Genomic DNA, 26,254 nt, shown 5'->3' on the forward strand with positions numbered 1-26,254 from the left:
AGCCCCCTTATCCGATGCTTACGCCCCTGTCCCAGATTTCCAACGTGCGGCCCGGGTAGGTTTGCTGACTGTCGGTTCGGGCGATGAAATACACGTTCTCGCCCCACCCGATACGATGGTTGCGCATGCGTACCGTATGCCAGCCGGACGGCACCGAAACCAGCGCGTTAAGATGCAGTTGCTGCCAAGCACGCGAGACTTGGAACTGGCCGCCGCCACCCTCGACGTCCTTGCCATCCAATTGGAAGCCCGCATACCAACACGCCATCTCCGTCGCGTTCTCGGTCGGCTTAGAAGGGTTACTGTGCATGCACGCGCAAGCCGTGGCTGTGAAGCGCAGTTCGATCAGACGGTCGGTAGGCAGGAAGAACGTAGTATCCTGCTCATAATAATCCTTACCCCCGTCGCCCATGTTGGCGGGCCCCTCGTAATTGCGCACATTGCGTCCGAGCAGTCCCTTGGAAGCACCGTATGGCATGGCCCACCGTTCCGCACCCGTGGTCGTGCACGAGCTGGTCTGCGTCATGCCCGCAGGCACATACATGGCCGTCAAGCGCACCACGTCGGACGGTACCTGATCGAGCGGCAGGTCAGGGTCAGCCGCAGGCGTACCCTGCGTCACGCCAACGACCACATGATTATCGGAATCGCCCTTATCCAAGTCGTGAGCGCGGAGCCAGATCACATCATATCGCGGCAGGCCCGCATTGCCGGCGGCGACGGCTTCGGTCTGGCCGCCCGGCCAATAGGCGAGCACCGCTTCACCGGACTGGCCGTCCGGCTGGATAAGCGCCGTACCCGCACCGACATCATACGCCAAGTCGGAGCGCCCGGTAACGCCCAAACCTTGGATGATGCCGTCGTTATTCCATTGTGCGCTGATGATATGCCGGTGCACGGATGGACTGACGCCCTGATTATCCCCGTCCGGCCTGATACCGAGAGCCGTAGTAGCCATATTGTCTCCTTTTTACATGTATGTGTCGTGGCTGGAACACGAAACCCAGCCGCTACCAGCCGTGCCAAGCAGTACCGTCAATGCCTTGCCAGCCGGAATAGTCCGCCAACCACGAGAGGAAAGATGCCGGGAAACATCAACCCCACCCAACGTCGCCGTACGAGTCCTCGTATCCAACAGGACAGGCGTACCGAAATGAATCGCGGAATCATAACGCAACTCAGTACGCCTGCCCTCGCAATTCAAATACAAGCTCACACCACTCGGCCAGTCACCATTGATCGTGAACGTCGGATAAGCACGGCTCGTACCATCATTAGGCAACCGGCACAAGGTCGCACCACCGGACACCACACCATACGACAACGGATACGCCAAACCCGCATTCGCGCTACCGTAGCTCAAACCGCCAGACTGAATCGTCGCCGCACGAGCCTCACCATCATGAGACCTAGACGACAAACGCTCAGGACGCTCGAAAACGATGGTGATTTCGGAATCATCGATCTTGCCCTCACGATACTTCGGCTCCTGACTCATACTCAGATAGCCCTGCTCACAGTAGGTGTCCTCGATGCCGTCAACCACACGCAGTTTCACGTGCCGATGCACGAACCTGCGCACCTTGTTCGTCAAGTCGATCAATGACTGGCGACTTGAAGCGTTCGCATTCCAGTGCAGGGTGACGGTGCGTGAGGCGTAGATGATGTCATCCTCGCTCACGTCATGTCCGCCGTCACCCTGCCCTCGCGCCGTCGCCGAAACCTTCGGCGTAGGCGTGGAATGCCAGCCTTCGATGCCATCCTTGCCGATGCACAGGCAATCCAAGTCGCCCAACCCTTCGAAACGTACCGTCTCAAGGCCATTGGCGCTTAGCTCGGCATAATACGAGTCCATTATGTGTAGCCTCCTTTAGCCGCGCAACTGATGCCGTGCCGTCTGGACATACACGGCGGCTTCACTCCAAGGGTCGGTACGTTCCGGGATGCTGATGTTCATGTTGACGGTGCGATCGCCGCCTTCCGCAGTGCCGCCGAACACCTTCAGAATCTGGTCGCGGGTGAGCACGAGTTCCGGCTGTTTCGTCTCGTTCGCCACGAGATGACGGCCCGGAGGAAGAATGCCACCACGATCATAGAGGGTTGGCCGATTGTCGCCCACGATGCCACCAAGCGCATAGCCGCCAGCCCGATTCAAGGCCGACAGGCTACCATACCGGTGCAAAGCATAATTCACGCCAGCGTAAATGTTGGCGAGCGGGTCGTAGATGCCCCTGCTTGCGTATGGGCCTGCGTAGGCGGCGAAGGTGCTTGGAATGGTCTGCATCAGACCCTTCGACGGATGGCCAGCCGCCGCGTTCGAATCCCAATTGTTGATCGCGTTCGGATTGCCGCCGGATTCCTGGTTCATGCGGCGCAGGACGGTATTGGCCCAGCTTTCGGACTGGCCCAATTCCTTCAACACCCGCACCACAAGGCTACGCCACTGCTCGACACCAGCGGAAACGGCACCCTGATATTGGCCGCCATCACTACTGTCGTCGCTTGCCGTGGTCTTGCTCACCCATTTGGCCGCAAGTTCGGAAGCCGAAGCCTTCGCCTTATCCACCAAAGCACTGGCCACGCTGACCGGGAGCTTGCCGACCATCTGTCCGAACTGACCGCCCGAAATCTTCATGACCTGCGATTTCACGGGGTCGAGAATCTTCGACGTGACCCAACTACCCGGGTTTTTCACGAAGGATTGTGCCTCTTCGGTCAGGTCTTCCAGCCACTTCTTCACGGAAGAGGTCGCGCCGGAAACCGCGCTCGTCACCTTGGAAACGACACCACCCTTAGCAAAATGCGGAGTGAGTCCCATATCCTCACGGACGGCGCCAACACCCTGATTCCGGGCCATCGCATTCCAACGATAGATATTGGACGCGCCTACGGCCTTCACCCATTCCGGCACCATCCACGCCTCACCCGGCGAAGTCATCGCCAGAATGGTATCCTTACCCGGAGCGTAACCGGGATTGATACCACCGTTAGCGAACTTCACGTCCGGCAGACTGAGCTTCAAACCAACCGCGCCAGCAACACTGTTCCACACCTTCTTGATACCGTTCGTATAAACGGTATCAACGATGAATTTCACAGGGCTTTTAGCCGCTTCCTTGACCTTATCCCAGCTTTCCTTAATCCAATCCTTCGTAGACTGGAAGGTATTGCCGATCGCGTCCAGCACGTTCTTAATCGGAGTCTTGACATGCTGGTCGAACCAGTCACCGACAGTACCGAAGATCCCGGTAATCTTGTCCTTAGCCGACTGGAAAAGGTCGTTGAAATCACCCGGAATTCCGGTGAAGAAGTCGATGATTGAGGTTGGCGTCAATCCCAGCCAATCGACCAGTTCTTGCCACTTCTCCTGAATCCACTCACCAGCCGAGCTAAAGAAACCGCTGATCGCGTCAGGAATTCCGGTGAAGAAGTCGATGATTGTAGTCGGTGTAAGCCCTAGCCAGTCAACGACGGCCTGCCACTTCTCCTGAATGGCCGCACCTAGATCACCGAACACGCCTTGCATGTCCTGCGTGACCTGACTCCAACTGTCGGATAGTTGCGAAGTAAAATCGTTCCACTTCTGGCCAAGAATCTCAACGGCGCCACTATCATCAATCAGACTGCTGAAAGTGCCGATACCGTTAAGGCTGAGACCGCCCGGCCCGGAGAACACGTTCGTAGCGGTGCCGAAAGCCTTGCTCAGATCAGGAACCTTATTGAACAGTCCGGTGATCTTGTCGATCGCGTCGGCCACGACATGCACGCCATGCGTGATGCCGTCAATGACCTTGGAAATCGTCTTGGCAACCTTGAGCCACCAGTCAGCTAGACTTTTCATACCCCACGCCGCATCGGACGGCGTAAGGCTCTTCTTCGCATCATCGGCCTTCGATTTCAAAGGCGTGAACGCGTCGATCAGACTGCTGATAGCACGTCCGAGCTTCTTGATGGCCGAAGCCCACTTCGACATGCTTTCGCCGATCGTGCTGAAAGTCTCCTTGATGGTATCGAGCACTCCGAAAGATTCCAAGTCTTTCTTGAAGGTGCTTATCCACTTGGAAATGTCTTTCAATCCCTGCGCGGCCTTTGACACACCCTCACCAAGAGCGCTGATGATGTCAGCGAACGTTTTCGCGGAATCCTTCGCACTGTCGAAATTCGTGGAAATCTTGTTCACGGTTTCCGCGTTGTCCGGCGTCAGAGCCTTGAACAGGTCGCCGAAGGCGGAGGCCAGAGCGCCGCATCCCTCTGCGAAGGTCTGCACGGCACCGGATTCGCTTAACGTCTGCATGAATTGGCTTATCCAGCCGACCACGTTCGCCATGCTGACCGCAATGCCTTCGACGATGTTGCCAATCGTCTTGATCGCACCATTGGCGAACGCTTCGATACCGGCCTTGACGTCTTCAGGCGGGAGCAGGTTTGACCATGAGGCGGCTAGTTTGGCCGCCGATTCCTTGATGCTGTCAAACACTTTGCCGCAAGTCGAACGGATACCATCTAAAGTGGCCTGAAGCTGTGGTGCCCAAGAAGCGGTACCGAAAGCTTTCTTCCATTCGTCAGACAATTCACCTGTCTTGAGATAACTGACAACAGCCGAAACCTTGGTCTTTATATTAGTAACGGCTGTCGCCGCAATATCACCGGCTTTACTGAAGCTACCGGAGAATTTGTTGATGGCGTTGGAAATGTTCGACGTACCGAACGCCTCGATTACCTTCTGGACGGCCTTCTGCACACGATTCTTCACATTTTCCAATGCCGTGCCGATGCCTTGTGTAGCATCCTTCGCCTGATCGGTGAAAGAGGCGTACTGATCGTAGCCTTCCGTGTTCAGCTTGACCAGCGCCTTGTTGAAATCACTGAAGGTGATTTTTCCGCCCTTCATAGCACTGTAAAGGTCGTTTTGTGAGGCATTCGCGCCGAGCATGCTCTTCGCTAACTGGTTGATCTGGCCAGGCATGGCATTCACCACGCTACGCCAAGCCGCCGCATCCACCTTGTTCGCGGAAAGCATCTGATTATACTGCTCGATGGCGTTCGCCTGCAAGGTGGTATCCTTACCGCCAGCCAATACGGCGTTGTTGAATGCGAGGGCGATGCTGGTAGCCTCGTCAAGATTACTGGTCAATGGTGCCAGCTGCTGTACCATGCCGACCATCGAAGCCGTGGAAGTCGGCAAACCATCCAAACTGGACGAAATACGCTTGATCGCAGCGGCCGCATCGTCGGCGTTGTAGCCGAGGTTCTTCATGACCTTCGGAAAATTGTTCATGGTGTCGGCACGGGTGATGGCGCCGGACACGTTGGACGAAATCACGGACGCGACCTTGCTGAACGCGCTCTGCGCAAAACCAGCGATCGCACCGAACTTAGCCGCACCCCACGCCGAAAAGAAACGGGTTGAGTCGGCGATACCGCTTGCACTCGACGAACTCACCGACGATTGCATACTCTTGAACGAATTGACCGCATTACGCGCACTATCGGCGGCGCTGCGGAAGAATCCGGCCGACTTGGACGTGCTGGAATTCAGATTATCCTGAGCACTCTTCAACTGCGATTGGGTTTCCTTCAACCCATTCTGAGCACTCTTCAACTGCTCTTCGGCGCTCTTGTAGGCTTCGGTCTTCTGCCGAGCCTTGCTCCGCGCATCATTCAAACGAGACTGCGCACTGATCGCCTGAGAACTGGACGAACCATACTTCGCCGTGGTTTCCGTCAGCTTCGCTTCGGCGGCCTGCACCTTCAACGTCGCAGTACGCTCAGCCTCTCGTGCGGTCACGATCTGCGACTTGCACTGATTCACCGTAGTCGCGGCACGCTTCTCCGCCGACTCGAGCGCCTTGACCTGATCGGACAGAGGGTTCGACGTGCCAGCCGCCTGCTTCATCGCGTCCGCGAACTTCTTGCCCGCATTACGACCGGCAGAGGTGACGGACGCGTTCACGCCGCTATTCAGTTTCGTGCTGAATGCGCTCAGATTCGGCAGTACGTCAATCCATGCGGCTGTTCCGGCCATTTCCGTCACCTCACCAATCATCATTTTCCAGACGGCTGTACGAGTGCCAATAGCTCGGCCCGCTCCTGCGCCTGAATTTGTTCATCCACCGGCTCCACCGACGTTGATTCCTCCGCCAGCATGGCCGGAGGCTTCAATCGAGGCCGAATGTCCTCGTCCTCGAGCGGATGCTCTACGAACGGAGCGCAGGCGCTTACCGTCAACTGCACATCCCTCAGCATGTCGCTCAAGTCATGCAGTATCCACTCGGTTTCACTCCAACCGCTACCGACCAACGCCCGATAAAACACGTTGTCGGGCGGCATGTGCACGATCAGCGCATGCAAGGCACGCAGGCTGATCTTCCCCTGCCAGAACTCCTGAATCGGGTCGCGGGGACTGTAGACCGCGCACAAGGCGGCCTCCAATTCCTCCGCATACCCTCCCGCTTCAAGAAGTTCTACCGCTGTGTAGGGTTTCCCTCGGAATCCTTCTCGGTCAAATCCTCGGCGGCCTGCTGAAGCAAAAGCATCAGCAAGGTCACGGTACCGCCCTCGGCATCGAACCGCTCATACTGGTCACCCAACAGCGCCTTGGCCAGCTGGAATTCATCATCGGCCTTCTGCGCCTCATTGAAAGCACGCTTTTCCTCATTCGTCTGGAACAGCGGCAGATGGAAGCGGTAGACGGTCTTGGAATCATCATCGATCGTGAATTCGACGTATTCCGGAATGTTCGGATGGGATTCCAGGTACTTCGCCTTGACCGCCTGAAGAGAATACTGCTTGTTAGCCATAAAAATCATTGCCTTTCTGAAAAATTCCTTTATTGACAGTAAAAATCCCGTATGGGTGGGAAAGGAACCGAAAGCCACCCACACGGGAAGAATCATTGAGAAGATTCAGACGTTGGTTGCTCAGCCGTCTCCACACCATCCGCCGTCACGTCGGACGATGATTCAGCGACGGCAGCTACCTAAGCCGTCTTGGCGATCTTCTCGCCCTCGTAGAAGGTCTTGTTGGTCTTCGGGTCACGGAAGAAGGTGAAGGTCTGGTCTTCACCCTCGGCATCGGAACGATTCTTCGTGTTGTCGCCCTGATTCGTGACCTTCACACGATAGCCCGCCTCGACACGATAATGCGCATCAGTGCCGATGCCGTCCTGACCAAGCCAGATCAGCCGATAGTAGGGGAAGTCCGAGGTTTCGCCGTCCGTGTACTCGAAACCTTCGTCATTCTTGGCTGGCCACTGGGATACCGGCAGGCCGTGAGCCAATGCCTTCACCCACGCATTCATCTCCAAGAAGGTAAGCTGTAGAGTACGGTTACGGCTGGTGATGTCGGAACGTACCGGCTCCAAATCCTGCACGGCCTGCACGTCGGAGGATTCGGTGGAACGAGACATTTTCGCACCATCGGTCGAGATGTAGCCGAGCACCTTGAAGCCTTCCGGCAGGGCGTTCGGCTTGCCGGTCGTCTCGTCGAAGAATGCGGTCGGCATCTCGGTGGAATAGTCCGCAATGGCAAGCAGCTGAGTGCCCCACTTGCGGACGTTCTTGTTGTTATCGTTGAGAATACTGGCTACGTCTGTTGCGGCCATCATTCCTCCTTATTTTCACTATTTGAGACTTGTTTTCGGACGCATGCTAAGGGTGACCGTGGCTGTGCACCGAAGCACGTTCGCGGCACGCTCGTAAGCGGTTTGCGAGAATTCCGTGATAGAAGACGTATCGACATAGCCGTATTGGTTGCCGTCCCCCGACAGGCGGAAGACGGCGGCTTCGATACCGCCAGTAATTTCAGCCATCGACTTCCAATCAGCCGCAAACACGTCCACGTCGAGACTCCGGATGCGCGTGTAGCCGTCGCCTTGACCGCCACCCGGCGCAGGCGACACCATCACCAAAGGCAACCGGTTGGTCATGTCATCCGGCAGCTTGGAAACAGCCGTGATATTGGCCTTGTCCTTCAGCCATGCGATCAGCAATGGGAGGCCGTGCGGCCATTGGCCTTGCAAAAGCATTCAGTCCCCCATCTCCGCTATCGCACGACGCAGGAAGCCTTTTTTAGGCAGTTTCCCGTCGCCATACTCCTTCGCTGTCGCGTTTTCGTCGCCGATCATCACACGCGCATAGGGACGCTGGATATGGCTCGGCGACTTCGAACCGGGACGTTGGCCTTGAATGACCCGCACGGAAGCCGCATACCGTTGATCGCCCTCCTTCAGGGCGATACGTTTCACAATCGGCGCGAGCCGCCGAGCCTTCGCATTCAACGCGGCGGTAACGGTCGGATTGGCGAGCACGTTTTTGCGCATCCAATCCTCGGAAACAGTGAATTTCGAGGTCATGAAGCCACCTCCGTCATCCACCATTCCGTATGATTGCCGATGCCGTCCGCCGTCACATAGTCGTAGGCGGCGGAAGCCGGTTGGAAGATTCGACCGTTCCATTCGATGCGTGAATCGCCTGTCAGGAGCCGTGCCACCAAGTCGCCCTCGTGGCTGAAGCACTTCCATTGCGGCAAATGGTTCGCGTCCTCGAACAGCGGCAGATCAGTGACCGCCACCGGCTGCACGTTGCAGCCCTCCAGCACGGTTTTGCGGGTCGTGTACTGCGGTTGGCCGTATTCGTCCGTCTCGCCATCCACAACCTTCGTGATGATCGTCAAGGTGTGCCCGTGGATACCGTCTGGTGTCATGTCAGTCCACCTTGTATCTGGCTACCATCGCCGCCCATTGCGCAGTCGTGCCCACCGTTAGAGCGGTGGAATAGGTGCGTTGTTCCGCACCTGTCGTGTACGAGACCACACCGGGAAGCATCTGGTAGATGGCCGCCGCCTGCTCGAGCACGACATCCTGCACGCCTTTCGGTACTGGGTCATAGCCGTGCGTGTAGGTGACTTGCACGCTCCGCCAACGGTTCGGAATCGGACGGTCGAGACGAATCGCGCCAATTGCAGACCATTCGAAATCCGAGACGGTTTCGCCGTCGATCTGCAATTCGGAAACGTCCCGCACCGGCAGACAAGGCAAGGTCAACGCCCTGCCACCGTCCGAATCTAAGACCACGGTTTCAGTCACCAGGCTGATCGGATTGTTGGTCTGTTCACGGAAACGACCGGAGGCCAGACGGAGCGCGAGATTCAATTTCTCGTCATCCGTGCTGGCCCCGGTCTTGACGGCAAGATCGGCGATGGAAGCCAATGGCGCAAGCTCGTCATTGCCGGCCATCACTCACCGCCAATCAGTGAGAGGCGGATGCTGCGGCGAGCTTGACCACGGCGAGGCGCTTCGGTTCGCGGATGAACAGCATGTTGCGTTCCTCGGCGCGAACGTAGGTCAGGTTGTGGCGTGCATCGTCCTCGTTCTGGTTGAACGCTTCGATGGTCAGCGGCACGTAGTTGAGCAACTGCACGGTGCTGAAATCACCTATGACTGCGGTGCCCTTCGGCAGTGCCTGAGATTCGATGCGTGGAATGCCCCACAGCATGTTCGGCCCCATCGAGAACGGCCCCTGACCGAAGTAGCGGCCCTGCTTGTCCTGCATCAGGTCGATGCTCTCGTTATCCTCCGGATTCAGGACGATGGCCTGAATGTTCGTGCCGATAGCGGAGAGGACGCGCTTCGCATGGCGTACGGTCGTGAAAATGTCGGTATCGAAGGCGACCTGCTGGGTGCCGTCGGTGTTCAGGATGCCCTTCTGTGCGACGTCGGTATTGGAATCGCCGTTGAGAATGGTCTTCTCAAGGTATTCGTTGAGGTTGCGCATCAGGGTCTGGTTGATAAGGGTCGAGATGATGCCGTCATCGTGCAGTTCCTGATTGGTGACCTTGAAGCCGTCGGCGCAAGTCCATTCCTTCGCTTCGGCCATCTGAGTGCCAAGATCGGACAATGGCTTGGAGCCGTTTTCCTTGACGGCGGCCGCATTGTTGGTCACGGAGATCAGCTGACGATACTTGACGTATCCGCTATTGGTGGAGCCTCGGGTGATAAGGCCGAGGAACACGTTCGGCGTCGGATAGGTGACGTCAGTGTAGCCCGGCAGGACGGTCGGATTGACGGCGCCCGGCAGTGCGGTGCTGATCGGATTCGGGTCGGACTTGACGCGAATCTGACTCTTGGCGATACGCACCGGCGTACGATCAGGCGTAGTAGCCGACTTGAAGGCGCGGTAGGCGTCGGTGTTCACGAACGCTTCGCCGATGCTCTTGGCAACGATGGCCTTGCCGGACACGTCGTCGGACGGTTCAGACTTGGCAAGCATGCTCTTCAACGCTTCGGAAGCCTCATGCTCCTTGGCGATGCGTGCCTTCAGGTCATCGGCCTTCGCACGGAGGGCGATGATCTCATCGTTTTCCTCCGTGGTGAATGCGCGGCCCTCGCCCTGCGCGGTAGCCGCAATGGCCTTCACGCGCGTGAGGGCGTCCTGCAATTCCTGTTTCATGCTCATATCTGAATCTCCTTCGCTGATGAGCTGTGTTTCCATTTCCGCCGCCCACGCGGTCAAATCGGGCAAACTTGCAATTTCCGCCGAATCGGCTGGTTCGGCAGGTTCGGCGGGTTCGGCCTGCGACTGTTCTTCGTGCATGACCTCACGAATGAGGTTGCGCAGTTCGTCGCGGTCGAATTGCATTGAAAAAGGCCCCGAACCGTCTGGTTCGGAGCCTTCAGTAGAATCAGGTTTCATGTCTTGCTGGCCGGTATCGTTCGGCGGGTCATCGCTCTTGGTGCTGACCAATCGCGTCTCGGGATTCGCACCACGCAAGCACAGGCTGACCTCGAACAGGTCAAACTTTTCAATCGGCCAGACGCAACCGCCGTCAGACTTGCTGATCGACGGGCCGTAAACGGCGTCGCCGCCGACCGAGAATTCATGCACTCGGCCATCCTTGAGCATCTTGAAACACTGCAAGCCGTTCGGACTGCTCAAGTCAAGCTGGCCGTCAATCTCCAAGCAGGTCGCAGTCTGCCGCATGCCGGTAATCGTGCCGATGTTCGCCTGAGGGTCATTCCACTTGTGCGCGAACAGAATCGGTATCACCGTACCAGCCTTGAATTTCGCAATGGAATCATCGAAGGCACCCGGTTTCATCACGTCGCCTTGAGAATCCACCACGTCGAACGTGGATACCACGGCTGTGAATTTGCCTTCACCTAACGACTTATCGCCACCTAAGCCCATGACCTCCGATTTCGTCCGTAGGGTCATGCGCTGTTTCTCAGGGGGCTGTTCGCCTTCCTTACGCATTCGCACCTCCAAGATTCTGAGAGCCGCTATCATGCGGACTGGCCTGCGTACCGCCGCCGCGCACGGTATTGAGCTGGGTTAGGATTTCGTCATAGTCCGGCCCCTTCGGTGCGAGACCATGATCGGCACGTGCCTCGTTCACGCTCATCCAAGGGCCGCCAACAGCGGATGACGTCACCTGTGCATCATCGATGAAGCTGCCGCGCAAGGCGCTCTCGATGTTGAATTCGATGAATTGGCCTTTGAAGAAACGTGAGCATATCTGCTCGTTGAAAGCGCCCTGCAACTGCTCGAAGAGGGGGCCGAGGGTTTCACGGTAGAGGGCGTCTCGGAACGCCTGTTGCGTCGCGTATTTGCCTTCACGGGCGCCGACCATTTCAGGCGGCACCTGATAGGCTGACGCCACTTCGATGTCGCTTAGGGTGCGGCCTTCGACTTCCTGCGCATCCTTCGGCGTGAATTCCGCACCGACCTTCTGATAGGTGATGCCGCGAAGGATAGGGCTTTCGCCTTCCTTGCCGCCACCGTCAATCCAATTGCCCAGTTCGGTTTGCAGGCGTTTTCGAGCGTCTGGACTCAGCGCCGCCTCGGTCAAGTCCTGACTCCAGTAGCCAGGCATGCGCAGGCCATGCTTCCAGAGCTGGCGGCGCCATTTCACGGCCTCGGTATGCTCGTCCAAAGTCTGCTGCAAAGTCAGCATCGGACTGACACCCTCATAGCCGCCGTAACCCTTGTCCCAGAAGAAGCCGTAATCGGCACCCTCGGAGAATTTGGCGTATCCGTCAGGCATGCTGGTGAGGTCGGTGGTGATGATGCCGTCCACTTCGTCGATCGTGCCAGGCTGCTTGTGGAATCGCCATTGTGCCGTCGAAAGTCGGATTAGTGTGTCATCGGAACGTGAGTATCGGACGCAGAATCGGTCGAAAAGCATCAGGTCGGCTACGATGTCGTGAATCAGCCGGTACATGCTCGTGCCGTTAGCTGGATTCGGGTGGTTCAGCATCTTGTACAAATCGCCGTCGGTGAGCATCTTACGTTTGCCGTACGGTTCGCCCTCGAACGCCTGAATGTGCACTCGGGCGACATTCCGGGCGATGAATTCCACGACCTTGCGCACGCTCGGCTGAGTCGAATAAATCTCGAAGGCGCGGGGGCCACTGGTCAACGGCGCGCCAGCATCGACCACAGGCCAAGGGCCGGTAACCGTAGCCCCAGCCTTGCCCGAAAAGTCGATGACGCTACCGCTCCCTTTAAAAAGCAAGCTCATTCACGTACCACCTTCGCCAAACGCAAGACAATCGCCCCGGTGGCGATGCAGCCGAGCGGAGTCCAGATCAGAAAACAGCCAACGACAATGAACACGAGACCGATGGCTTCCAAGACCATCTGAATCAGGTCAAGCAAAAAGGCTTTCCTCTTCATAAATGCTCCTTTTCGGCGCTGGCCTTGATAGGGCTTCACTCAACGCATTCAACACTGCGGCTACGCCGTCGATCTTGTCGCCGGAATTCTGCTTATCCGGCTGAACGTTCCCGTTCGTATCGGTTTTCACGGCCAGATTGTCCACATTCCAGCGAAGCACCGGATTGCCATGATGACGGAACAAGGGCGCTTCCTTGGTGCCGGTCAGCAGAAGCCGTTGCATCTCCTTAAGCACCGGACTCAACGTCTTCGTACCCTGCCTTACGATGGTCAGTCGGTCAACGTCCAGACCAGCCTCCTGCAAGTCATTCGCCACCTGCGTCGCATTCCAAGGGTCGTAACCGATGGTCTGCACATCAAACCAGTCAAGATCATGCAATATACGCTTTTCCACGTAGCCATAGTCGGTGACGTCGCCCGGAGTCAGGGTCAACCACCCGTCACGCACCCATACGGATGCCATGCCAGCCGTACGCTTATCCAAGGCTGGCAGATCGGACTCAGGCGCCCAGAACCGCACCAAAACGTCGTAGCCGTCCGAATCGTCGGGAAACAGCAACGCCCAAGCGGTCAAGTCGGATACTGCGCCTAAGTCCCAGCCGCCATAGCAGGTACGGCCCTTGTAGGCTTCGGCCATCTGGTCGGCAGACGCATATTCGGCACCGCAATTGCGATCCCAGGATTCCAATGTCAGGAACCGTTCGGACTGTTTCGTACGGATGCCTAAGTGCAAGCGGAGGTAGCTGGCGAGCTGTGCCGGCGAGTTCTTCGCCTGATTCGCCTGCGACGCCAAATACTCGGCAGAAGGGCTTTTCCCATAGCCCGGGTTCGCCTTCATCTGCGTTTCGACAGAAAACGGGTCATCGGTCTCCTCAGCACCCCAGACCACGCCATAATACGTATCGTCGGTAATGGTGCCAGCCGCGAGCTGTTCGACGTACTTTCTTGTCTGGTCGTAGATGGTGTTGCTTTTGCCGTCATCAGGCGTGGTGATACGCACACCCAAAGGCTGCGTACGGGAGCCTCGACCAGTTTCCAACGTCCGCACCAAATCAGGCGTCTTATGCACATGCAATTCGTCAACGATGAAGCAGTGCAGGTTCATGCCATGAGCCGCATCAGCCGCCGAGCTGATGACTTCCATGTAACTGCCGGAGCGATTATGCACGATACGCTTCTGATGCGCCGTCATCACACCCTTCAAGGCGGGCGTCTTCTCCACAAGCTGTTTGATCGGCTGGAACACGAAACCGGCCTGATGTTCCGTGGAAGCGGCGCACACGACCTGCGCACCCGGCTCACCGTCAGCGCCAAGCATATACACGGCAATGCCGCCAGACAACGTGGACTTGCCGTTCTTACGCGGCACGTCCACATACAAGTCGCGGATGATGCGCACCATCTGACCATCGGCATTCTTCCGCACCCAACCAAACACCGGAGCCAATATCCATACCAACTGCCAAGGGTCAGGGTCAAGCGGCTTACCAGCCCACTTGCCTTGAGTATGCCGGAGTGTGTGGAAGCTCAGCAGCACCTTATCGACCCGCGCCGGGTCAAACACGGCACCCTCGACATTACGAGGTTCGGGCGTCTTGATCTTCGGCACCTGCCATTCCTCCGGCAGTTCCATGCCACGCTCAAGGCAATACCAAGCCACCTCGGGGCTGATCTTCAACCGTTCCAACGTCTCGGCATCGGGCAATTGCTCAGGCGAATGGGTTGTATTCTTCATCCTTTCCCTCCGCCTTTCCCGCAACATTCGATTCGCTTGCCGGTGTCAGCCCGAACTCGTGCGCGAACGCACGAATCGTATTCTGCGACTGGGTAAGCACCGTAAACGCCGGATTCAACTTGCGTGCGCCACGCTCCGTTTCGATCAGCACGCCTTCCTCATTAATGCACTCCTGCGCCGACCTGAGTGAGGCCACGGCGGTGCAGTAGGCTACGAGAGCATCCCTATCCTCCGGCTTCAACAATCCCAAGGCCGCCAGTCTCGGCACCAAACGCCGCCACGTGTTCAGTGCTTCGCCGCACAGCCAGCTTGGAACCGTGGGCGCCTTATGTTCGAATCCTGCGTCATCGTCAGAGATTTTCCTGCCGCCAGCATCACGGTCAGGGCCTCGACCATTGATGACCCTGAGTTGGAGCGGCGTTTTTTTGAGGGCCGCGAAGTCCCATAACCTTGCTCCTTCCGTCGTGTGGTTAGACCCTGAAAACCTCAGACGCGCGAAAGAGAGTTTCGGCGGCGCGCTTTTGGCATCCACTTTTGAACTTTCGGGACGCCCCTCCCTTTAGTGGAATATGTGGGGGTAGTTCTTTCGGTCTTCTTGGTCTTTGATGGTTTTGCATTGGTTGCAGAGGGTTTGAGTATTGTTGATGTCGAGGAATGCTCCGCCTGCTCCGACTGGTGTGATGTGGTCTACGTTTGTGCCTTTACTGTTGCATCTTCGGCAGTTTGGTTCGAGTTTGAGTCGGAGACTACGTATGTGGTTCCATTCGGCGCGATGCAGTGCTCGTTCGCGGGTGTGGGCTGATTGGTTTTGCCATGGTTTGCGTTGGTGTTGGTTGCATCGGCCTTGGTTGACTGCTTTGTTTTTGCATCCTGTGAAGGTGCATCGTGCTTGTGGTCTTGTCGGCATGCTGGTCAGTCTACGATCTGGATGCCGAGGTTGGTGAGGGCTTGTAGGTATTCCCCCTCGTAGATTCGCATGCCCCATGCTTCAAGTGCGTCGGCCCGGGTGATTCGCATGGTGGCTTGTTCACCTTGGTCTGCGATGCGTGTGAGTTGGTGTGCGATTTCCTTGAGGGTTTCGTTCATGGTGTGATCGCTTTCTTGTGTGGTGCTTCGCACTGGGGTCGAACCAGTGGTAGGGAGAGAGTCAAGGGTGAAGAGCCCTACTTGCCGTGCCGGGCCGAAGCGGGTGCCCCTGTTTGAATGGGCGGGGACTATTGCTGGGGCCGCCCTTGGTTGGACGACCCCGGAGACTGTTCCCACAGCTTGTGGATCAGCTAATAGTAAAGCCCTGAGCTTGGTTGCTCAGGGCTTGCTAATTCTCAGTTCAGTTCCGATTATCTCGTACTGACGTACGTCAGTATACCATTTTACTGGTGACAGTCAAGCTGGGCGGCGAGTTCGCCTAGGTTGAACACGTACTCGTTCTTACGGTTTGTCGGCGTGGCGTGCAAGTTGCCGCGTCGGAGCCATTGGCTTATGAGGTTGCGTGATACCGATAGGCCGTAGCGTTTGAGTTCGTTGGCGGCGTCGGCTGGTGTGCCGGTGATTTGCAGTTCCCAGAGTTTGCGGTCGCGTTCGGCTTTGATGGCTGGTACCGGCCATTCTCCGCCGCACGTGCAGGTTGCTGTGAGTGCGTCTGGTGGGGCTTGCAGTTGGCGTGCGCAGTGGGGGCAGGTGCCTATGAGTATCATGTCTTCGGCTGGCGTGAGGGCTTGGTTGTTGCGTCGGATGATGCGTTGTAGTGCATGGTAGTCGTCTTCGATGGTTGGCATGTTGAGGAGGGTGTGTCGGTTGGCGAGTATTCGCTTCCATGCTTTGTCCCAGCGGAGGTTGGCGTATGCTGTGTTGATTTTGCCTGCGGTTTCGGCTAGCCATTGACTGCTTGCGTCGATGAGGTCGAGTGCGTGCTGGTCGAGTGGTAGTGGTGCGTAACCGGTGCTTGGCGTGCGTTGGCGTCTGCCGATGCGTGCTTGTTTGAGGCTGAGCAGTTGCAGTGCTGGCAGTTGTTCGTGGCCGAGCCGGTAGATTAGTTGCCAGTAGTTTTTTTTGGCAGTTACCACAGATCCAGTTGGTTGGCTTGATTTGTGTTCCGCAGGTGGGGCATTTCACGAGGCTGTTCTCCTAGTTCGTTTGCGATGATTGGATACGGGATTTGGAGGATTCGTGCGATGTCGTGCCAGTCAACCTGATTGGCTCCTATTCTGTGATTGGCCTGTTGTTGATGATTGCCTGATAGGTCTTGCGGTGGAGTAGTCTTGCCTTCCATTCCGGTATTGGTTCCCAATGGAATACTGTTGCAAGCGTGGTGCTCGTGTCCTTGTACCATTGGTGGCATTGAGGGCAGTACATGAGTGCTGGAAAGTCGTAGCCAGTTTCTTTGCACACTGGATGAGCGTGTGGGGTGAATACCCTTCGCGTACCACCTATCCAACAATCCTTGTCTTTGTACACGTCGGTCTGATATTCACGGTCAGACTTGCTCATCGGTTCACCGCCCTTATGTTCGCATCCATTGTTTCGGTTCTGCCATCGGCTGTGACTATCAGCTTTCTACCGGTCGCCACGTCTGCAACTGTGATGTCGCCGACTTCCGGCGCATAATGGCGGGCCTGTTCGAGTGCTTCGTCCATATCGGTGAGCACTTCCATGATTTGATTGGCTACGATGAGGTAGATCATTTTGCGTCCTCGCTTTGGTTTGGTACTTCGCTTGGCATCGAACCGGAATAGCCGAGCATGGATTCACAATGCTTGGCTATGCGGTCATATGTGCGAGCTCCTGCTAGAGCCCAGCCTTTGGCAATGTCGTTAAGCACAGTGCGGGCGTAATTCTGTTCTTCCCTGCTTTTTGCCTCGCAGTATTCGATGATTTCGTTGAGGGTCTTATCCTTCTCACTCACGTTCGTCGCCATGATTAGTTTCCTTTCTTGTTGAGTTGGTGCAGGTAGACGTCGAAGTCGTTTTTTTCCGTGGCAGAAGTCGATGACGGATTCAAATGCATGCCTAGCTCCGTGGAAGCTGGAGAGGTCGTGCGGCCAGTTTTCCGTTTCGGCTTTGCGAATCTGATACCGTGCGCCTTTGATGCATAATGTGCAGTAGTCGATCACTTCCTCAATGGTCGGCTTCTCGTCCTGTTCGTTCATTGGTGCTCCTTGTTGAGTTGGTCTGCGAGTTGGCAGGCGGTTTGGTCTGGTTGTGCGGTCTCCAGCGTGCGGCCAAGTTGTCGCAGTACGTGGTCGCATTGCCAGGAATGCACATGTGGCTTCGATGGTGGAATGCCCGACATTTTGGCGCGGCGCTGACACCAGCCCTTCCATTGACGAGTCCAGTCCGTGATGGTGCGGGTCTCGCCATAATGGCGGGCTGTGAAAGCATTCCAGGCTTCCGGCAGGTCAAGGTCGGGATAGGCCTTGATGATCTCGCCGTTGGCGTGGGCTTTCTCCCTTGCTTGTTCGAAGTCGTTGATGTTGATTTCTTTTGGAAAAGAAGAATGAAATTCTTCTTTTTCTTTCTTTTGGGTTCTGGTGTTCTGGTGTTCTGGTGTTTGTCCCGATGTAACGGCGTTACATGCCGACTGTAACGGCGTTACATCCGTAGAGTCGCGGTATTTGGCCACTCGGTCTGCGGTCTTCTTACGGACGTGCATGACCTGTTCCATACTGCGGTTATGCTTGAGATAGTCGTGGATTATCCACCCTTCCTCGACTTCCTCGAGCATTTCCACGTCGCAGAGGGCTTGAAGCTGTTCGTCGGTGGCTCCGATGACGAAGAGCATGGTTCGGCGCGGAACGAAACCGTCCGTGAGATGGTCTCCACAGTAGGTGAGCGCCATGCAGAACACGCCGATCGCGTCCATATGGCCGCTGCGGGATAGTTCCTGCACCTTGTCGTTGGTGTAGAAGCCGTTCACCAATTGCACGTATCCGCGCCTAGCCATTTATCCAAGTCTCCCGTCCCCGTAGGTTTTCCAGATTGCTTCCTGCCGTATGGTGGTGCACGGCTCGTCGGTGATGTTTTTCCATGCGCTGCCGCGATGCGGTTTGCTCATGATGTCCAATGCTTCCGCGATTTCCACCAAGTCCGGCTGAGGGTCAAGCAAGTCCTTCATCACTTGTCCTTGTAGCGCACGTCGAAGTATTGGCGCAATTCAGCTTGTGCGGAGTCGAAGCCGTCTCGCATGCCGCGTTCGTAGGCGCCGCCGACGGTCGAAACGATTTTGCGATCGATGCGCCGTATTCGCGGTTCAGGTAGTCGAAATAGCGTTGCTCAACTCGAGTGTAGTGTTCTCGTGCTTCCTGATCTGCGCTCATTCTGTTTTCTCCTTTTCGTTTTCGACTTCCGTAATCTTGCGAATCAGCAGTGTGAGGACGTGTTGTGGTGTGCCGTTTGCGAGGGTTATCCAGATTTCTTCCAGTTCCATCCAGTCCGCCTTGGCGAGAGTCGTCAATAGTGCGCGGATTTCGCTGACGCGGTAGTCGATTTCACGAGCGCAGGTGTCATCGGTGATGATCGGAATGCCGTGCATTACTGCATCCTGCGCGAACCATGCGGCCTTCCTAAGGTCTTCCGTACCGTTCTTGTCCTTCCAGCGGTAGCAGTATTGGACTACCTGCCCCCAATCCGAGCTGAGCAGACGGCTGAGTTCGATGCATTCGAAAGGGCCACCCTTGTAATGATTTGGACTGATGTTGCTCATTTCAGTTCTCCTTACTGTTGTTTTTGATTGCTTTCCAGTCCTTGTGATGGAATAGGCGGATGAATAGTTCGTGGTGTTTCACCCACTCATATTGTTCGGCGCTGGAGTTCCATTCGGCCACATACCATCCGCCGCAGGATAGGCATTGAAGCACTACGCCTTGTTCCGGCGTAGGGAATTTAAGATCATGTTCGGCTTCTTCCATCCAAGCCATATCGCTTTCAAGCCATACTGCTTTTTTCATGTGCGATCACCTCCGTCTCCTCGTTGAGGGATTCTTCCAATGCCTTCATTGCTTCGATGAACGTTTCGCGTACCTTCTTGCGGAAATCGCGCGGTAGGCTTCCATGCAGGTCAACGGTTTCGTAACCGTTGATGAGATCGCGATCGTAGTAGAGGGGCGTATGCGGATTGATGTAGGTCGGCACTTTGATGTCGATACTACCGAGATCAAGACCTCCGACGCTGATGCGGATGGTGAGCGGATAGTTCCCGATATATTTTTTGGTCATCGTCCCATCTTTCTTTTGAGCATTTCGGATAGTTGCTTGTTTTGTTGTTTCCGGTATTTGCAGTCCAAGCGCGGGTTCTGCGCTCGTGGGCACCGGTCGGGGCCTATGGCATAGTGTCCGCATTCGGGACATTGGCGGATTCCGTCAGGCATTACGGCTCCTTTCACACACGACCCTCAGTTTGGACGGCTGATAATGGTAGGTTTTCGGATGCGAGTAGAGGTAATCCCAAAATTCGTTCAAATGGTCGGCAACGACCTTGTTGGCGAGCTGTGTCTGCGGTGGCATGGCATCACGTTCGCTGGCGATGGCCGCAACCTGCCTGCCGAAATCGGTAGCCTGGAATGTGTCCGGCACTGTCTCCTTGATGCATCCGAGCCGTTCCAGGATGTTGGCGGTGCGTCGTGGGCCGCTGCCGGTGCCAATCTGATGGCCTGCGACGATAAGCCGTAGGGCGATCATCTGCGGGGCCGTGTACACGTGCCCTTGAATGCGATAACCACACATTGCGCCCATCTTCACACCTCCCCGTTTTCGTCTGGGCCGAGCGGTAGCAGATCATTCAAGAGGAAGGCGAACAGGCGCAAGGGAATCCACACGAGCTGTGGGCCTTTGACGTTGAGTGGTTCTGCCATCATCTGCACGACCTCCGGCACTGGCGACGTGGCGAATGGCGCAGTGAACCGGTCGAGCATGCTTCGGGTCATTATCACCATTTGGCCGTCCATGTGTTCCAGTCCGAGGCCCTTGCGATGCTGAATCAGGACACCGTATTCGGTATCGAGGTGGCTCATTTCATCCGTGAGTTCGGAATAGTGTGCCGCATAATCCGGCTTCTTCGTATCCTTGCATTCCACGCACACCTTATGTCCCCAGAAGAGCACGCCGGTGATGTCACCGGTGTCGTTGGTGCCGTGCAATGCCATGCGGTCGATGCGTTCGTCCTGCACCGCCCAGCGCAGGTATCGGACGGTTGCGGTCTCGAATTTCGTGCCCTTCTGTTTCGGCGGGTTGCTCATTAGAATTCGTCCTCTCCGCTTGGTGCGCCCCACGGGTCGGCTGGCGCACCCCAACCACCCGCTACCGGCTGTTGAGCCGGAGCCTGAGCCATGTTCTGGCCGCCGCCGTTCGCATGCTGGATTCTCGCCACTTGAGCCGTCGCATATTTCAGCGATGGGCCGATTTCATCCACCTGCAACTCCACGACAGTACGATTCGTGCCGTCCTTGGCCTGATAGGTGCGCTGTTGCAAACGACCCTGCGCGATCACCCGCATGCCCTTATGCAAAGATTGTGCGCAATGCGCGGCCAAGTCCCGCCATGCCGTGCAACGCATGAACAGGGCATCACCGTCCTCCCACTGGTTAGACTGGCGGTTGAACGTGCGGGGCGTGGCGGCGATACTGAAATTGCATACCGTGCCGCCATTGCTTGTGGTTCGCATTTCCGGTTCGCCGGTCAGATTGCCGATGATCGTGAGAATGGTCTCGCCTGCCATCATGCCTCCTTCTTTTCGTCAGCCGCTTCTTCCGGCTGATGTTGCTTGCGATATTCCTCGATTGCCTGCAAGGTGCGCTGTTTGAGCACGTCCTTGCTGGCAGTCAGATTCTTGGCATCGATACGGCTGAGCTGTGTAGCCGACGTGATGCCGGACAATCCGGTATGAGCATGGAATACAAATTGCGCCATGTCCGGAGAATCCACACCGCACTCGTGCAGCAGACCGTTGATCGCGTCGGCTTGCGCCTTGGATGCCATCTGCTGTGTCGGCTGAGCCGGTGGCTCTTCCACGACGGTTGCCGGTACCGTCTGCATGTTGTCGGCCTGACTCATTTCGTCCGACGTGTACAAGCCGCTCAACTCCATCGGAAAAGCTTTGCGCAATGCCAATGCTTCAGCGCACTTGCCGAGCATCAATGCCGGTTTGGACGCCCACATAGTGTTCGGCACCTGCTTGCCCGTCGTCTTGTCAAGACGAGTGCCGACATATTCACGATAGAGGGCGACGGCTGAGAATTGGCCTTCGCCGCGTACGATCGTCGCCTTCGCGGCCACCGGTGGCGTATCCCAAATCCAAGCATCATGCCAACCGCCTTTAGGATCGCACCAGAGAATGTCCGGCGCGGAATAGCGTTCGTGGCTGGCATCGGCGGCACGGCGGGCGATCAGACGGAAACCGTCGATACCGACCTGAATGGTCTGCTTGGTCACCCATTGGCCGTTGACCTTGGTGCGCCGGCCAATCATGTAGATCTGCTTCGAGAACGGGTCGAGGCCGGTGCGTTGCGCCTGATTGAGGAACAGCATCAGGTCGCCCTGACCTGCGTTTTCCACGCCGAGCGCCTGCAATGCGGCCATCTGCTGTTCGGTGAAATTGTTCTGGTCTTTGGTGAGTACGAGATCACTGCTCATTAGTGTTGTTTCCTTTCAAGAGATTGAGTGTGTTGGCGATTTGGCTGGCTTGGAATGCCTTGTTGACGAATCCGCGCGGCAGGCGCAGGGTCACGGTTTGCGGTCGGCCCGGCTTATATTCGACTCCGGGCGGCAGTTCGCCACCGTGGGCGCGGATCAGGTTTTCAAGGAACTCGTCGGTCATGGCTTCTGGCTTCGGATAATTGCGTTGCTCCCACGAGTTCCGCCCTCCGGCCAATGGTTCCTTCATGTCGTGCAGGCAGTCCGCATAGGCCAGCGGATCTTTGACCGTGTAGCCGCCGTTGCCGCCTTTGGTGAGGGTGATACTGCCGGCATCCATGCCGGCGAACGTGCAGTCCTCCACGTCGCCGCCGTCATGGTCTTCCGCCCACGCGGCTTTCGCGGCCTTGAGCAGGGCGCTGTTGCGCTTGTCGATGATCGTGCTGGCGATGATGATGGCTCGCAGTTCGTCCGGCCTCGTGTTGCTGAAATCGAATTCTTCACTCATGGTCGATGGCTCCTTCCTTGAGTGCCTTGAGTAGTGCGGCCATGCTTCGGCGGGTTTTCAGGATGTCGTTGAGGAAGTCGTGTTCGGCGAAGACGAAGCAATCGTCATTCTTGATTGCCTCATAAGAGGCGCGGCGAATGCGGATGGTTTCGTTGGCGAAGTCGTCAAGGATGGTGAGGTACCGTTCGAGCTGACGGATCGGATCGCCGTAGTCCTTGTAGTCTTCGCCAGCATTGACTTCGCACCTTTTCTCGTGGCTGACGTAGGCTTTGAGCCTGTCAAGCTCGCTGGACGTGGACTGCTCGGCGAACTTCTCGTTGGCCTTGTCGTTTTCGGTGCTGGTTGGTTTCTTGTCGGTCATGGTGGTTTCCTTTCCTGTGGTTTTCATGCCGCCCGGTTTGCGGGCTGCGGGGAGCTTGTTTTCTTTGCGGAGCTTTTCCAGATGGCGGGTTAGGGTGCCGTTGCTGATGTGCAATGCGGCCTTGGCTTCGCGTACTGTCGGCTGACGGCCGTTCAGGCCCATGAATTGCAGCCAATAGTCGAGAATGCGTCGGCGCGCCTGCCAGTCCGAGACGGCTTTGGCCTGCTCCGGCGTGAGCCGGTTCGGTGTGAGTTTCGACCATGCTTCGCAGGTCTTGTCGCTCGGATGCATGATGTCTCTCACTGGCTTCTCCTTCCTTGGCTCGGCAGGCGGTTCGGCTGGTGGTTTGCCGTCGAGCCGTGGCATTGGGTCTCGTGGACTGTGCGCACGGAGCTTGGCGATGTCAGCCGCGAAATCCGTCCAATCGGTCTCTTCTGGCTCTTTGTCGCTCACTGTGTTTCACCTCGCATTCTCTGTATTTCCTTCTCATGGTCTGTGATCAGCTGTTCCACGTCGATGCCTTGCTCGCTTAGGGTGGGCGGCTCGTGATGGCTGACCCGGGAACCCTTCAGCTTGGCTTGGCTTCGGAGTCGGGCGCCGGGAATGAAGCTTGTGGTTGGCAGGTGGGTTTTCATCTCGTCTCCGTCCTTGTGAGGATGCTTCCGTAGGTTTCCAAGTCGTGTAGCCGGTATCGCACTGGCCGCCTATCCTGCCTGCCCTGCGGTGGCGGATTGCCGAGCTTCGTGTACTTCGGCCCGCCGCCACGACTCCGCCAATTCGCAAGGGTTCGAGGACTCACACCAAGAAACTTCGCGGCCTGAAGCGGAGTCAGCAGGCGCTCAGGCATCATGGTTCAGGCCATAACGGTTGATGAAATACCGTTGGCCCTTGCCTGTGACTTTCGGCGTGCGGCTGATCGTCACGTGGCCGTCCGAATGCGTTACCGCCGTCTCCTTGATACGGAACAGGCCCAGTTCCATAGCCTTCTGCGTCGGCACGTTCGTGTTCGCGCCGGACTTGCCAAGGAAACCGTCATCACGGAGCAGTCTGAAAAGACGGTTCTGGCCGATGTCCAAACCGTTCTGGCGGAGCATCTTCGCCAGTTCGCCTACCAGGCACGTGCCGTCCGAAGCGGCAACCGCGTCCGCAAACAAGGCCTTCGGCTCCAATTCCCTGATGCGATCGGACTGTGCTTGAATCTGCTCATTCTTCCGCTCGATGGTCTTCTGCGCCACAAGCACGGCCCGAGCCATGATGTCCGCATCGCTATCGGAATCGGAAACGCGGATTGCACCACCTTCGTTGAAATACCTGTCGAGTGCTTCGGCGGCTTCCTGCTGGTAGACGATCACGTTACGGCGGGCCTGTTCGTCCTTAAGGCGGCTCGTGTCGATGGTCGCAAGCCACATCGTCAACGTTTTCCGATTGATAGCCGTCATATCACGGATTTTTCCATCCGCGCCAACTGTGTGTAATTCACCCACAGTTGCCCAAGGCTGTCGTTTCATCTTTTGCAACTGTCCGCTGAAATCAATCCCCATGCTGTTGCAAATCGGACGGAGGGCGACGAATACGTCTCCGTCTTCGGACTGGTGGGCGATTAACATATCGTTGTGGAATGGAATTTCAACAATATCGTTGCTCATTTGGTTGCCTCCGCGTAAAGAATCTCGATCATGCTGGTGGTGTTGTATTTGGCTTGAAGTTCCTTGATTCCTCTGCGCATGTCTCTCAACATGTCTTCTGGAATGTGGAATGTGTTTCCCTCTTCCAGCATTCCCTTGGCTACGGCGAGCCGAAGCCTTACGACAGGCACTTTTGAAATCAGGCTGAGGGCCTTCGTGCTGAGGGTCTGCTCGCCGTTGATTTCCCGCACGTATCCGTGCACTTGAAGCCATTCAAGCTTCCAAGCGATGCTGAGAACGTTGTTCATGTTGTTTCCTTTTCTACGATTTGGATGCCTTCGCCTATCCACCTCATGACCGGCACTGCCATCGAATTGCCCAAAGCCTTATATCGTGGGCTGTCCGGCGCATGCTTCTTGCCTTTCCAAGGAATATCCGTCCACCCGTCAGGGAATCCCTGAAGCCGTTCGCATTCCAACGGTGTCAAACGACGTACCGTCAAACCGTCCATATCCCCATCTCCTTCCTTGTATAATTGCTGATCCGAATGCGTGCTGAGGGTTGCGGAAAGTTCATCCTGCACAAGCAGTCCCTTACCCCCCTGATTTGCCGCCGCGAATCTTAAAAGTGAAAGCCACCAGCTTCTCCTATCAGTCAGTTACCTGCGCAGGATAGATGAATGGCGCATCCTGTCCCGCGTGAGCCATCAATGTCGGCGAAAGGTCGAATCCTTGTGCGGCATTTGCCTGGGTGTCCGCACGGCAGATCATTTTGAGCGGCATCGACTCTCTCTCGATTTCATCAACCTGATGGATCAGCGGAACGTTGTTGCCACCAGTCCCCATGTGAGAGGTGAGCGTATTCGACACGTCCGAATGGTCACTGACCTTGAACCGTCCATCCTGTTGATGGAAATCCAACATCACGCTTTTGTGGATTGCAGGATTATGTTCGGTTTTCAATGTCGGGGCGACATCACCATATGCGATGCTTCCGGCCTTTGATCCCGCATTCCAGGAGAATGACTTAACACGCTGATCTGCGTTTCCAGTGCATTCAGCAGTTCCTTCGGTAAGGCTTTTCCTCTTCTCTCGGCTCGACGAATGATCCCAGCACAGGCTTTCGCGCTCAAAAAGTACCGGCGCGGCACGTCGCCAGTCTCGAGTATTGACGACAAGGAACACACGTTCGCGCCTTTGGGCCACACCGTAGAATTGAGCGTCCAACACTCTCCAAGCCGCCCCCCCCATCAGGCCAGAGTTCGGCCACGGCTTCAAGGAGCGACTGGAAGGCCCTTCCGTGTTCAGCCGACAATACTCCGGGTACGTTTTCCCATACGATCCATTCCGGATCAATTTCTGCGCAAGCTCGGAGATATTCGAGCATGAGCTGGCCGCGCGGGTCAGCCAGAGCCTTCCTGAGTCCGGCAACGCTGAATGCCTGGCAGGGCTTCCTCCAACAACGACATCTGCTGCATGATGATATTTGCTCCAATCCACTTTGGTCATATCCCCCAAGTCGGGAACATTGGGATAATGGTGTTTCAGGACGGCTTTGGGGAATGGTTCGATTTCCGCGTAGGCTACCGGCTCCCAGCCGAGCGGCTCCCATGCGACCGTTGCCGCTTCGATGCCGCTGAACAGGCTGATGTAGCGCATGGTCTCTTCCTTTCGACGTTGTTGGCGTTCGCGCAGATCGGCTCACTGCGGCGGAGCTGTCGTTTCCGCTA

Annotated in this window: 37 protein-coding genes and 1 pseudogene; all 38 read right to left on the reverse strand. The window is 56.6% G+C overall.

Annotated elements, in window-relative coordinates:
• Positions 1–7: 7 nt before the first annotated feature.
• The 38 genes and pseudogenes from BMOU_RS03810 to BMOU_RS11690 all read right to left on the reverse strand — a co-directional run bounded on the left by BMOU_RS03810 (position 8) and on the right by BMOU_RS11690 (position 26,183).
• On the reverse strand, positions 8–958 hold the full coding sequence (locus BMOU_RS03810) for a hypothetical protein (protein ID WP_034875089.1): 951 nt from the start codon (positions 956–958) through the stop codon (positions 8–10).
• A gap of 12 nt (positions 959–970) precedes the next feature.
• Entirely contained in the window at positions 971–1,855 is an 885-nt protein-coding gene (locus tag BMOU_RS03815; protein ID WP_034875092.1) for a hypothetical protein, read from the reverse strand.
• A 15-nt stretch (positions 1,856–1,870) separates the two neighbouring features.
• Complete coding sequence (locus BMOU_RS10670) at positions 1,871–6,025, reverse strand: tape measure protein (RefSeq protein WP_160118291.1); 4,155 nt, start codon at positions 6,023–6,025, stop codon at positions 1,871–1,873.
• A gap of 20 nt (positions 6,026–6,045) precedes the next feature.
• Positions 6,046–6,420 (reverse strand): hypothetical protein, encoded by a 375-nt coding sequence (locus tag BMOU_RS03825; RefSeq protein ID WP_137648184.1) that lies wholly within the window; start codon positions 6,418–6,420, stop codon positions 6,046–6,048.
• Between the two features lie 44 nt (positions 6,421–6,464).
• Complete coding sequence (locus BMOU_RS03830; RefSeq protein ID WP_034875096.1) at positions 6,465–6,800, reverse strand: hypothetical protein; 336 nt, start codon at positions 6,798–6,800, stop codon at positions 6,465–6,467.
• Between the two features lie 179 nt (positions 6,801–6,979).
• Positions 6,980–7,606, reverse strand: a complete 627-nt coding sequence (locus tag BMOU_RS10675; protein WP_137648185.1) for a phage tail tube protein — start codon at positions 7,604–7,606, stop codon at positions 6,980–6,982.
• 15 nt (positions 7,607–7,621) lie between these two features.
• Entirely contained in the window at positions 7,622–8,026 is a 405-nt protein-coding gene (locus BMOU_RS03840) for a hypothetical protein (RefSeq protein WP_034875098.1), read from the reverse strand.
• The gene (locus BMOU_RS03845; RefSeq protein ID WP_034875099.1) at positions 8,027–8,353 is read right to left on the reverse strand and encodes a hypothetical protein; all 327 of its coding nucleotides are present in this window, start codon (positions 8,351–8,353) and stop codon (positions 8,027–8,029) included. It lies immediately after the preceding gene.
• The gene (locus BMOU_RS03850; protein ID WP_034875101.1) at positions 8,350–8,703 is read right to left on the reverse strand and encodes a hypothetical protein; all 354 of its coding nucleotides are present in this window, start codon (positions 8,701–8,703) and stop codon (positions 8,350–8,352) included. The genes BMOU_RS03845 and BMOU_RS03850 overlap by 4 nt, the downstream gene beginning before the upstream one ends.
• A gap of 1 nt (position 8,704) precedes the next feature.
• On the reverse strand, positions 8,705–9,235 hold the full coding sequence (locus BMOU_RS03855) for a hypothetical protein (RefSeq protein WP_034875103.1): 531 nt from the start codon (positions 9,233–9,235) through the stop codon (positions 8,705–8,707).
• Positions 9,236–9,248: 13 nt separating this feature from the next.
• On the reverse strand, positions 9,249–11,252 hold the full coding sequence (locus BMOU_RS10680; protein WP_160118292.1) for an HK97 family phage prohead protease: 2,004 nt from the start codon (positions 11,250–11,252) through the stop codon (positions 9,249–9,251).
• Positions 11,245–12,519: a phage portal protein gene (locus tag BMOU_RS03870; protein ID WP_081738482.1), complete on the reverse strand. Its 1,275-nt coding sequence runs from the start codon at positions 12,517–12,519 to the stop codon at positions 11,245–11,247. The genes BMOU_RS10680 and BMOU_RS03870 overlap by 8 nt, the downstream gene beginning before the upstream one ends.
• On the reverse strand, positions 12,516–12,674 hold the full coding sequence (locus tag BMOU_RS11295; protein WP_160118293.1) for a hypothetical protein: 159 nt from the start codon (positions 12,672–12,674) through the stop codon (positions 12,516–12,518). The genes BMOU_RS03870 and BMOU_RS11295 overlap by 4 nt, the downstream gene beginning before the upstream one ends.
• Positions 12,649–14,409 carry a terminase large subunit gene (locus BMOU_RS03875; RefSeq protein ID WP_034875111.1) on the reverse strand — a complete coding sequence of 587 codons (1,761 nt, stop codon included), beginning with the start codon at positions 14,407–14,409 and terminating at the stop codon, positions 12,649–12,651. Before BMOU_RS03875 ends, BMOU_RS11295 begins: the two co-directional genes overlap by 26 nt.
• Positions 14,384–14,941, reverse strand: coding sequence for a phage terminase small subunit P27 family (locus BMOU_RS11685; RefSeq protein ID WP_081738483.1), 558 nt, complete (start codon positions 14,939–14,941; stop codon positions 14,384–14,386). Before BMOU_RS11685 ends, BMOU_RS03875 begins: the two co-directional genes overlap by 26 nt.
• Positions 14,942–14,968: 27 nt before the next feature.
• The gene (locus BMOU_RS11795; RefSeq protein ID WP_081738484.1) at positions 14,969–15,394 is read right to left on the reverse strand and encodes an HNH endonuclease; all 426 of its coding nucleotides are present in this window, start codon (positions 15,392–15,394) and stop codon (positions 14,969–14,971) included.
• On the reverse strand, positions 15,322–15,495 hold the full coding sequence (locus BMOU_RS11300; RefSeq protein ID WP_160118295.1) for a hypothetical protein: 174 nt from the start codon (positions 15,493–15,495) through the stop codon (positions 15,322–15,324). The genes BMOU_RS11795 and BMOU_RS11300 overlap by 73 nt, the downstream gene beginning before the upstream one ends.
• Before the next feature lie 284 nt (positions 15,496–15,779).
• Positions 15,780–16,472: a PhnA protein gene (locus BMOU_RS03885; RefSeq protein ID WP_235143690.1), complete on the reverse strand. Its 693-nt coding sequence runs from the start codon at positions 16,470–16,472 to the stop codon at positions 15,780–15,782.
• Positions 16,473–16,892: 420 nt separating this feature from the next.
• The gene (locus BMOU_RS03890; RefSeq protein WP_034875113.1) at positions 16,893–17,090 is read right to left on the reverse strand and encodes a hypothetical protein; all 198 of its coding nucleotides are present in this window, start codon (positions 17,088–17,090) and stop codon (positions 16,893–16,895) included.
• Positions 17,087–17,554 carry a hypothetical protein gene (locus tag BMOU_RS11525; RefSeq protein WP_235143691.1) on the reverse strand — a complete coding sequence of 156 codons (468 nt, stop codon included), beginning with the start codon at positions 17,552–17,554 and terminating at the stop codon, positions 17,087–17,089. The genes BMOU_RS03890 and BMOU_RS11525 overlap by 4 nt, the downstream gene beginning before the upstream one ends.
• Entirely contained in the window at positions 17,551–18,330 is a 780-nt protein-coding gene (locus tag BMOU_RS03900; protein WP_235143692.1) for a hypothetical protein, read from the reverse strand. Before BMOU_RS03900 ends, BMOU_RS11525 begins: the two co-directional genes overlap by 4 nt.
• 18 nt (positions 18,331–18,348) lie before the next feature.
• Positions 18,349–18,519 carry a hypothetical protein gene (locus BMOU_RS11340; protein ID WP_162848712.1) on the reverse strand — a complete coding sequence of 57 codons (171 nt, stop codon included), beginning with the start codon at positions 18,517–18,519 and terminating at the stop codon, positions 18,349–18,351.
• On the reverse strand, positions 18,503–18,721 hold the full coding sequence (locus tag BMOU_RS11205; protein ID WP_137648188.1) for a hypothetical protein: 219 nt from the start codon (positions 18,719–18,721) through the stop codon (positions 18,503–18,505). The genes BMOU_RS11340 and BMOU_RS11205 overlap by 17 nt, the downstream gene beginning before the upstream one ends.
• The gene (locus tag BMOU_RS03905) at positions 18,718–19,107 is read right to left on the reverse strand and encodes a DUF3310 domain-containing protein (protein ID WP_034875116.1); all 390 of its coding nucleotides are present in this window, start codon (positions 19,105–19,107) and stop codon (positions 18,718–18,720) included. The genes BMOU_RS11205 and BMOU_RS03905 overlap by 4 nt, the downstream gene beginning before the upstream one ends.
• Position 19,108: 1 nt before the next feature.
• A complete protein-coding gene (locus tag BMOU_RS03910) occupies positions 19,109–19,351 on the reverse strand; it encodes a hypothetical protein (RefSeq protein WP_137648189.1) in 243 nt (80 codons plus the stop codon).
• Positions 19,329–19,712, reverse strand: coding sequence for a hypothetical protein (locus BMOU_RS03915; RefSeq protein WP_161631970.1), 384 nt, complete (start codon positions 19,710–19,712; stop codon positions 19,329–19,331). The genes BMOU_RS03910 and BMOU_RS03915 overlap by 23 nt, the downstream gene beginning before the upstream one ends.
• 51 nt (positions 19,713–19,763) lie before the next feature.
• Positions 19,764–20,135 (reverse strand): hypothetical protein, encoded by a 372-nt coding sequence (locus tag BMOU_RS03920; protein WP_034875122.1) that lies wholly within the window; start codon positions 20,133–20,135, stop codon positions 19,764–19,766.
• A gap of 2 nt (positions 20,136–20,137) precedes the next feature.
• On the reverse strand, positions 20,138–20,638 hold the full coding sequence (locus BMOU_RS10685) for a hypothetical protein (RefSeq protein ID WP_051428897.1): 501 nt from the start codon (positions 20,636–20,638) through the stop codon (positions 20,138–20,140).
• Positions 20,638–21,063 (reverse strand): single-stranded DNA-binding protein, encoded by a 426-nt coding sequence (gene ssb / locus BMOU_RS03930; protein WP_371851381.1) that lies wholly within the window; start codon positions 21,061–21,063, stop codon positions 20,638–20,640. The genes BMOU_RS10685 and ssb overlap by 1 nt, the downstream gene beginning before the upstream one ends.
• 53 nt (positions 21,064–21,116) lie before the next feature.
• Complete coding sequence (bet, locus tag BMOU_RS10690; protein WP_051428898.1) at positions 21,117–22,031, reverse strand: phage recombination protein Bet; 915 nt, start codon at positions 22,029–22,031, stop codon at positions 21,117–21,119.
• A complete protein-coding gene (locus BMOU_RS03940) occupies positions 22,021–22,539 on the reverse strand; it encodes a hypothetical protein (RefSeq protein ID WP_034875124.1) in 519 nt (172 codons plus the stop codon). Before BMOU_RS03940 ends, bet begins: the two co-directional genes overlap by 11 nt.
• Entirely contained in the window at positions 22,532–23,353 is an 822-nt protein-coding gene (locus BMOU_RS03945) for a helix-turn-helix domain-containing protein (protein ID WP_137648190.1), read from the reverse strand. Before BMOU_RS03945 ends, BMOU_RS03940 begins: the two co-directional genes overlap by 8 nt.
• A gap of 178 nt (positions 23,354–23,531) precedes the next feature.
• Positions 23,532–23,750, reverse strand: a complete 219-nt coding sequence (locus BMOU_RS10950; protein ID WP_034875127.1) for a helix-turn-helix transcriptional regulator — start codon at positions 23,748–23,750, stop codon at positions 23,532–23,534.
• Positions 23,740–24,546, reverse strand: coding sequence for a phage antirepressor KilAC domain-containing protein (locus BMOU_RS10955; protein ID WP_081738485.1), 807 nt, complete (start codon positions 24,544–24,546; stop codon positions 23,740–23,742). Before BMOU_RS10955 ends, BMOU_RS10950 begins: the two co-directional genes overlap by 11 nt.
• Positions 24,543–24,833 carry a hypothetical protein gene (locus BMOU_RS03965; RefSeq protein ID WP_034875128.1) on the reverse strand — a complete coding sequence of 97 codons (291 nt, stop codon included), beginning with the start codon at positions 24,831–24,833 and terminating at the stop codon, positions 24,543–24,545. The genes BMOU_RS10955 and BMOU_RS03965 overlap by 4 nt, the downstream gene beginning before the upstream one ends.
• Positions 24,830–25,108, reverse strand: a complete 279-nt coding sequence (locus BMOU_RS03970; protein ID WP_051428899.1) for a DNA cytosine methyltransferase — start codon at positions 25,106–25,108, stop codon at positions 24,830–24,832. The genes BMOU_RS03965 and BMOU_RS03970 overlap by 4 nt, the downstream gene beginning before the upstream one ends.
• A gap of 67 nt (positions 25,109–25,175) precedes the next feature.
• Positions 25,176–25,754 (reverse strand): hypothetical protein, encoded by a 579-nt coding sequence (locus tag BMOU_RS03975; RefSeq protein ID WP_268744939.1) that lies wholly within the window; start codon positions 25,752–25,754, stop codon positions 25,176–25,178.
• A pseudogene (locus tag BMOU_RS11690) lies at positions 25,654–26,183 on the reverse strand (DNA cytosine methyltransferase). The gene BMOU_RS03975 and the pseudogene BMOU_RS11690 overlap by 101 nt, the downstream one beginning before the upstream one ends.
• Positions 26,184–26,254 lie beyond the last annotated feature (71 nt).

Origin of the sequence: Bifidobacterium moukalabense DSM 27321, from assembly GCF_000522505.1 — a bacterium.
GTDB classification, from domain to species: domain Bacteria; phylum Actinomycetota; class Actinomycetes; order Actinomycetales; family Bifidobacteriaceae; genus Bifidobacterium; species Bifidobacterium moukalabense.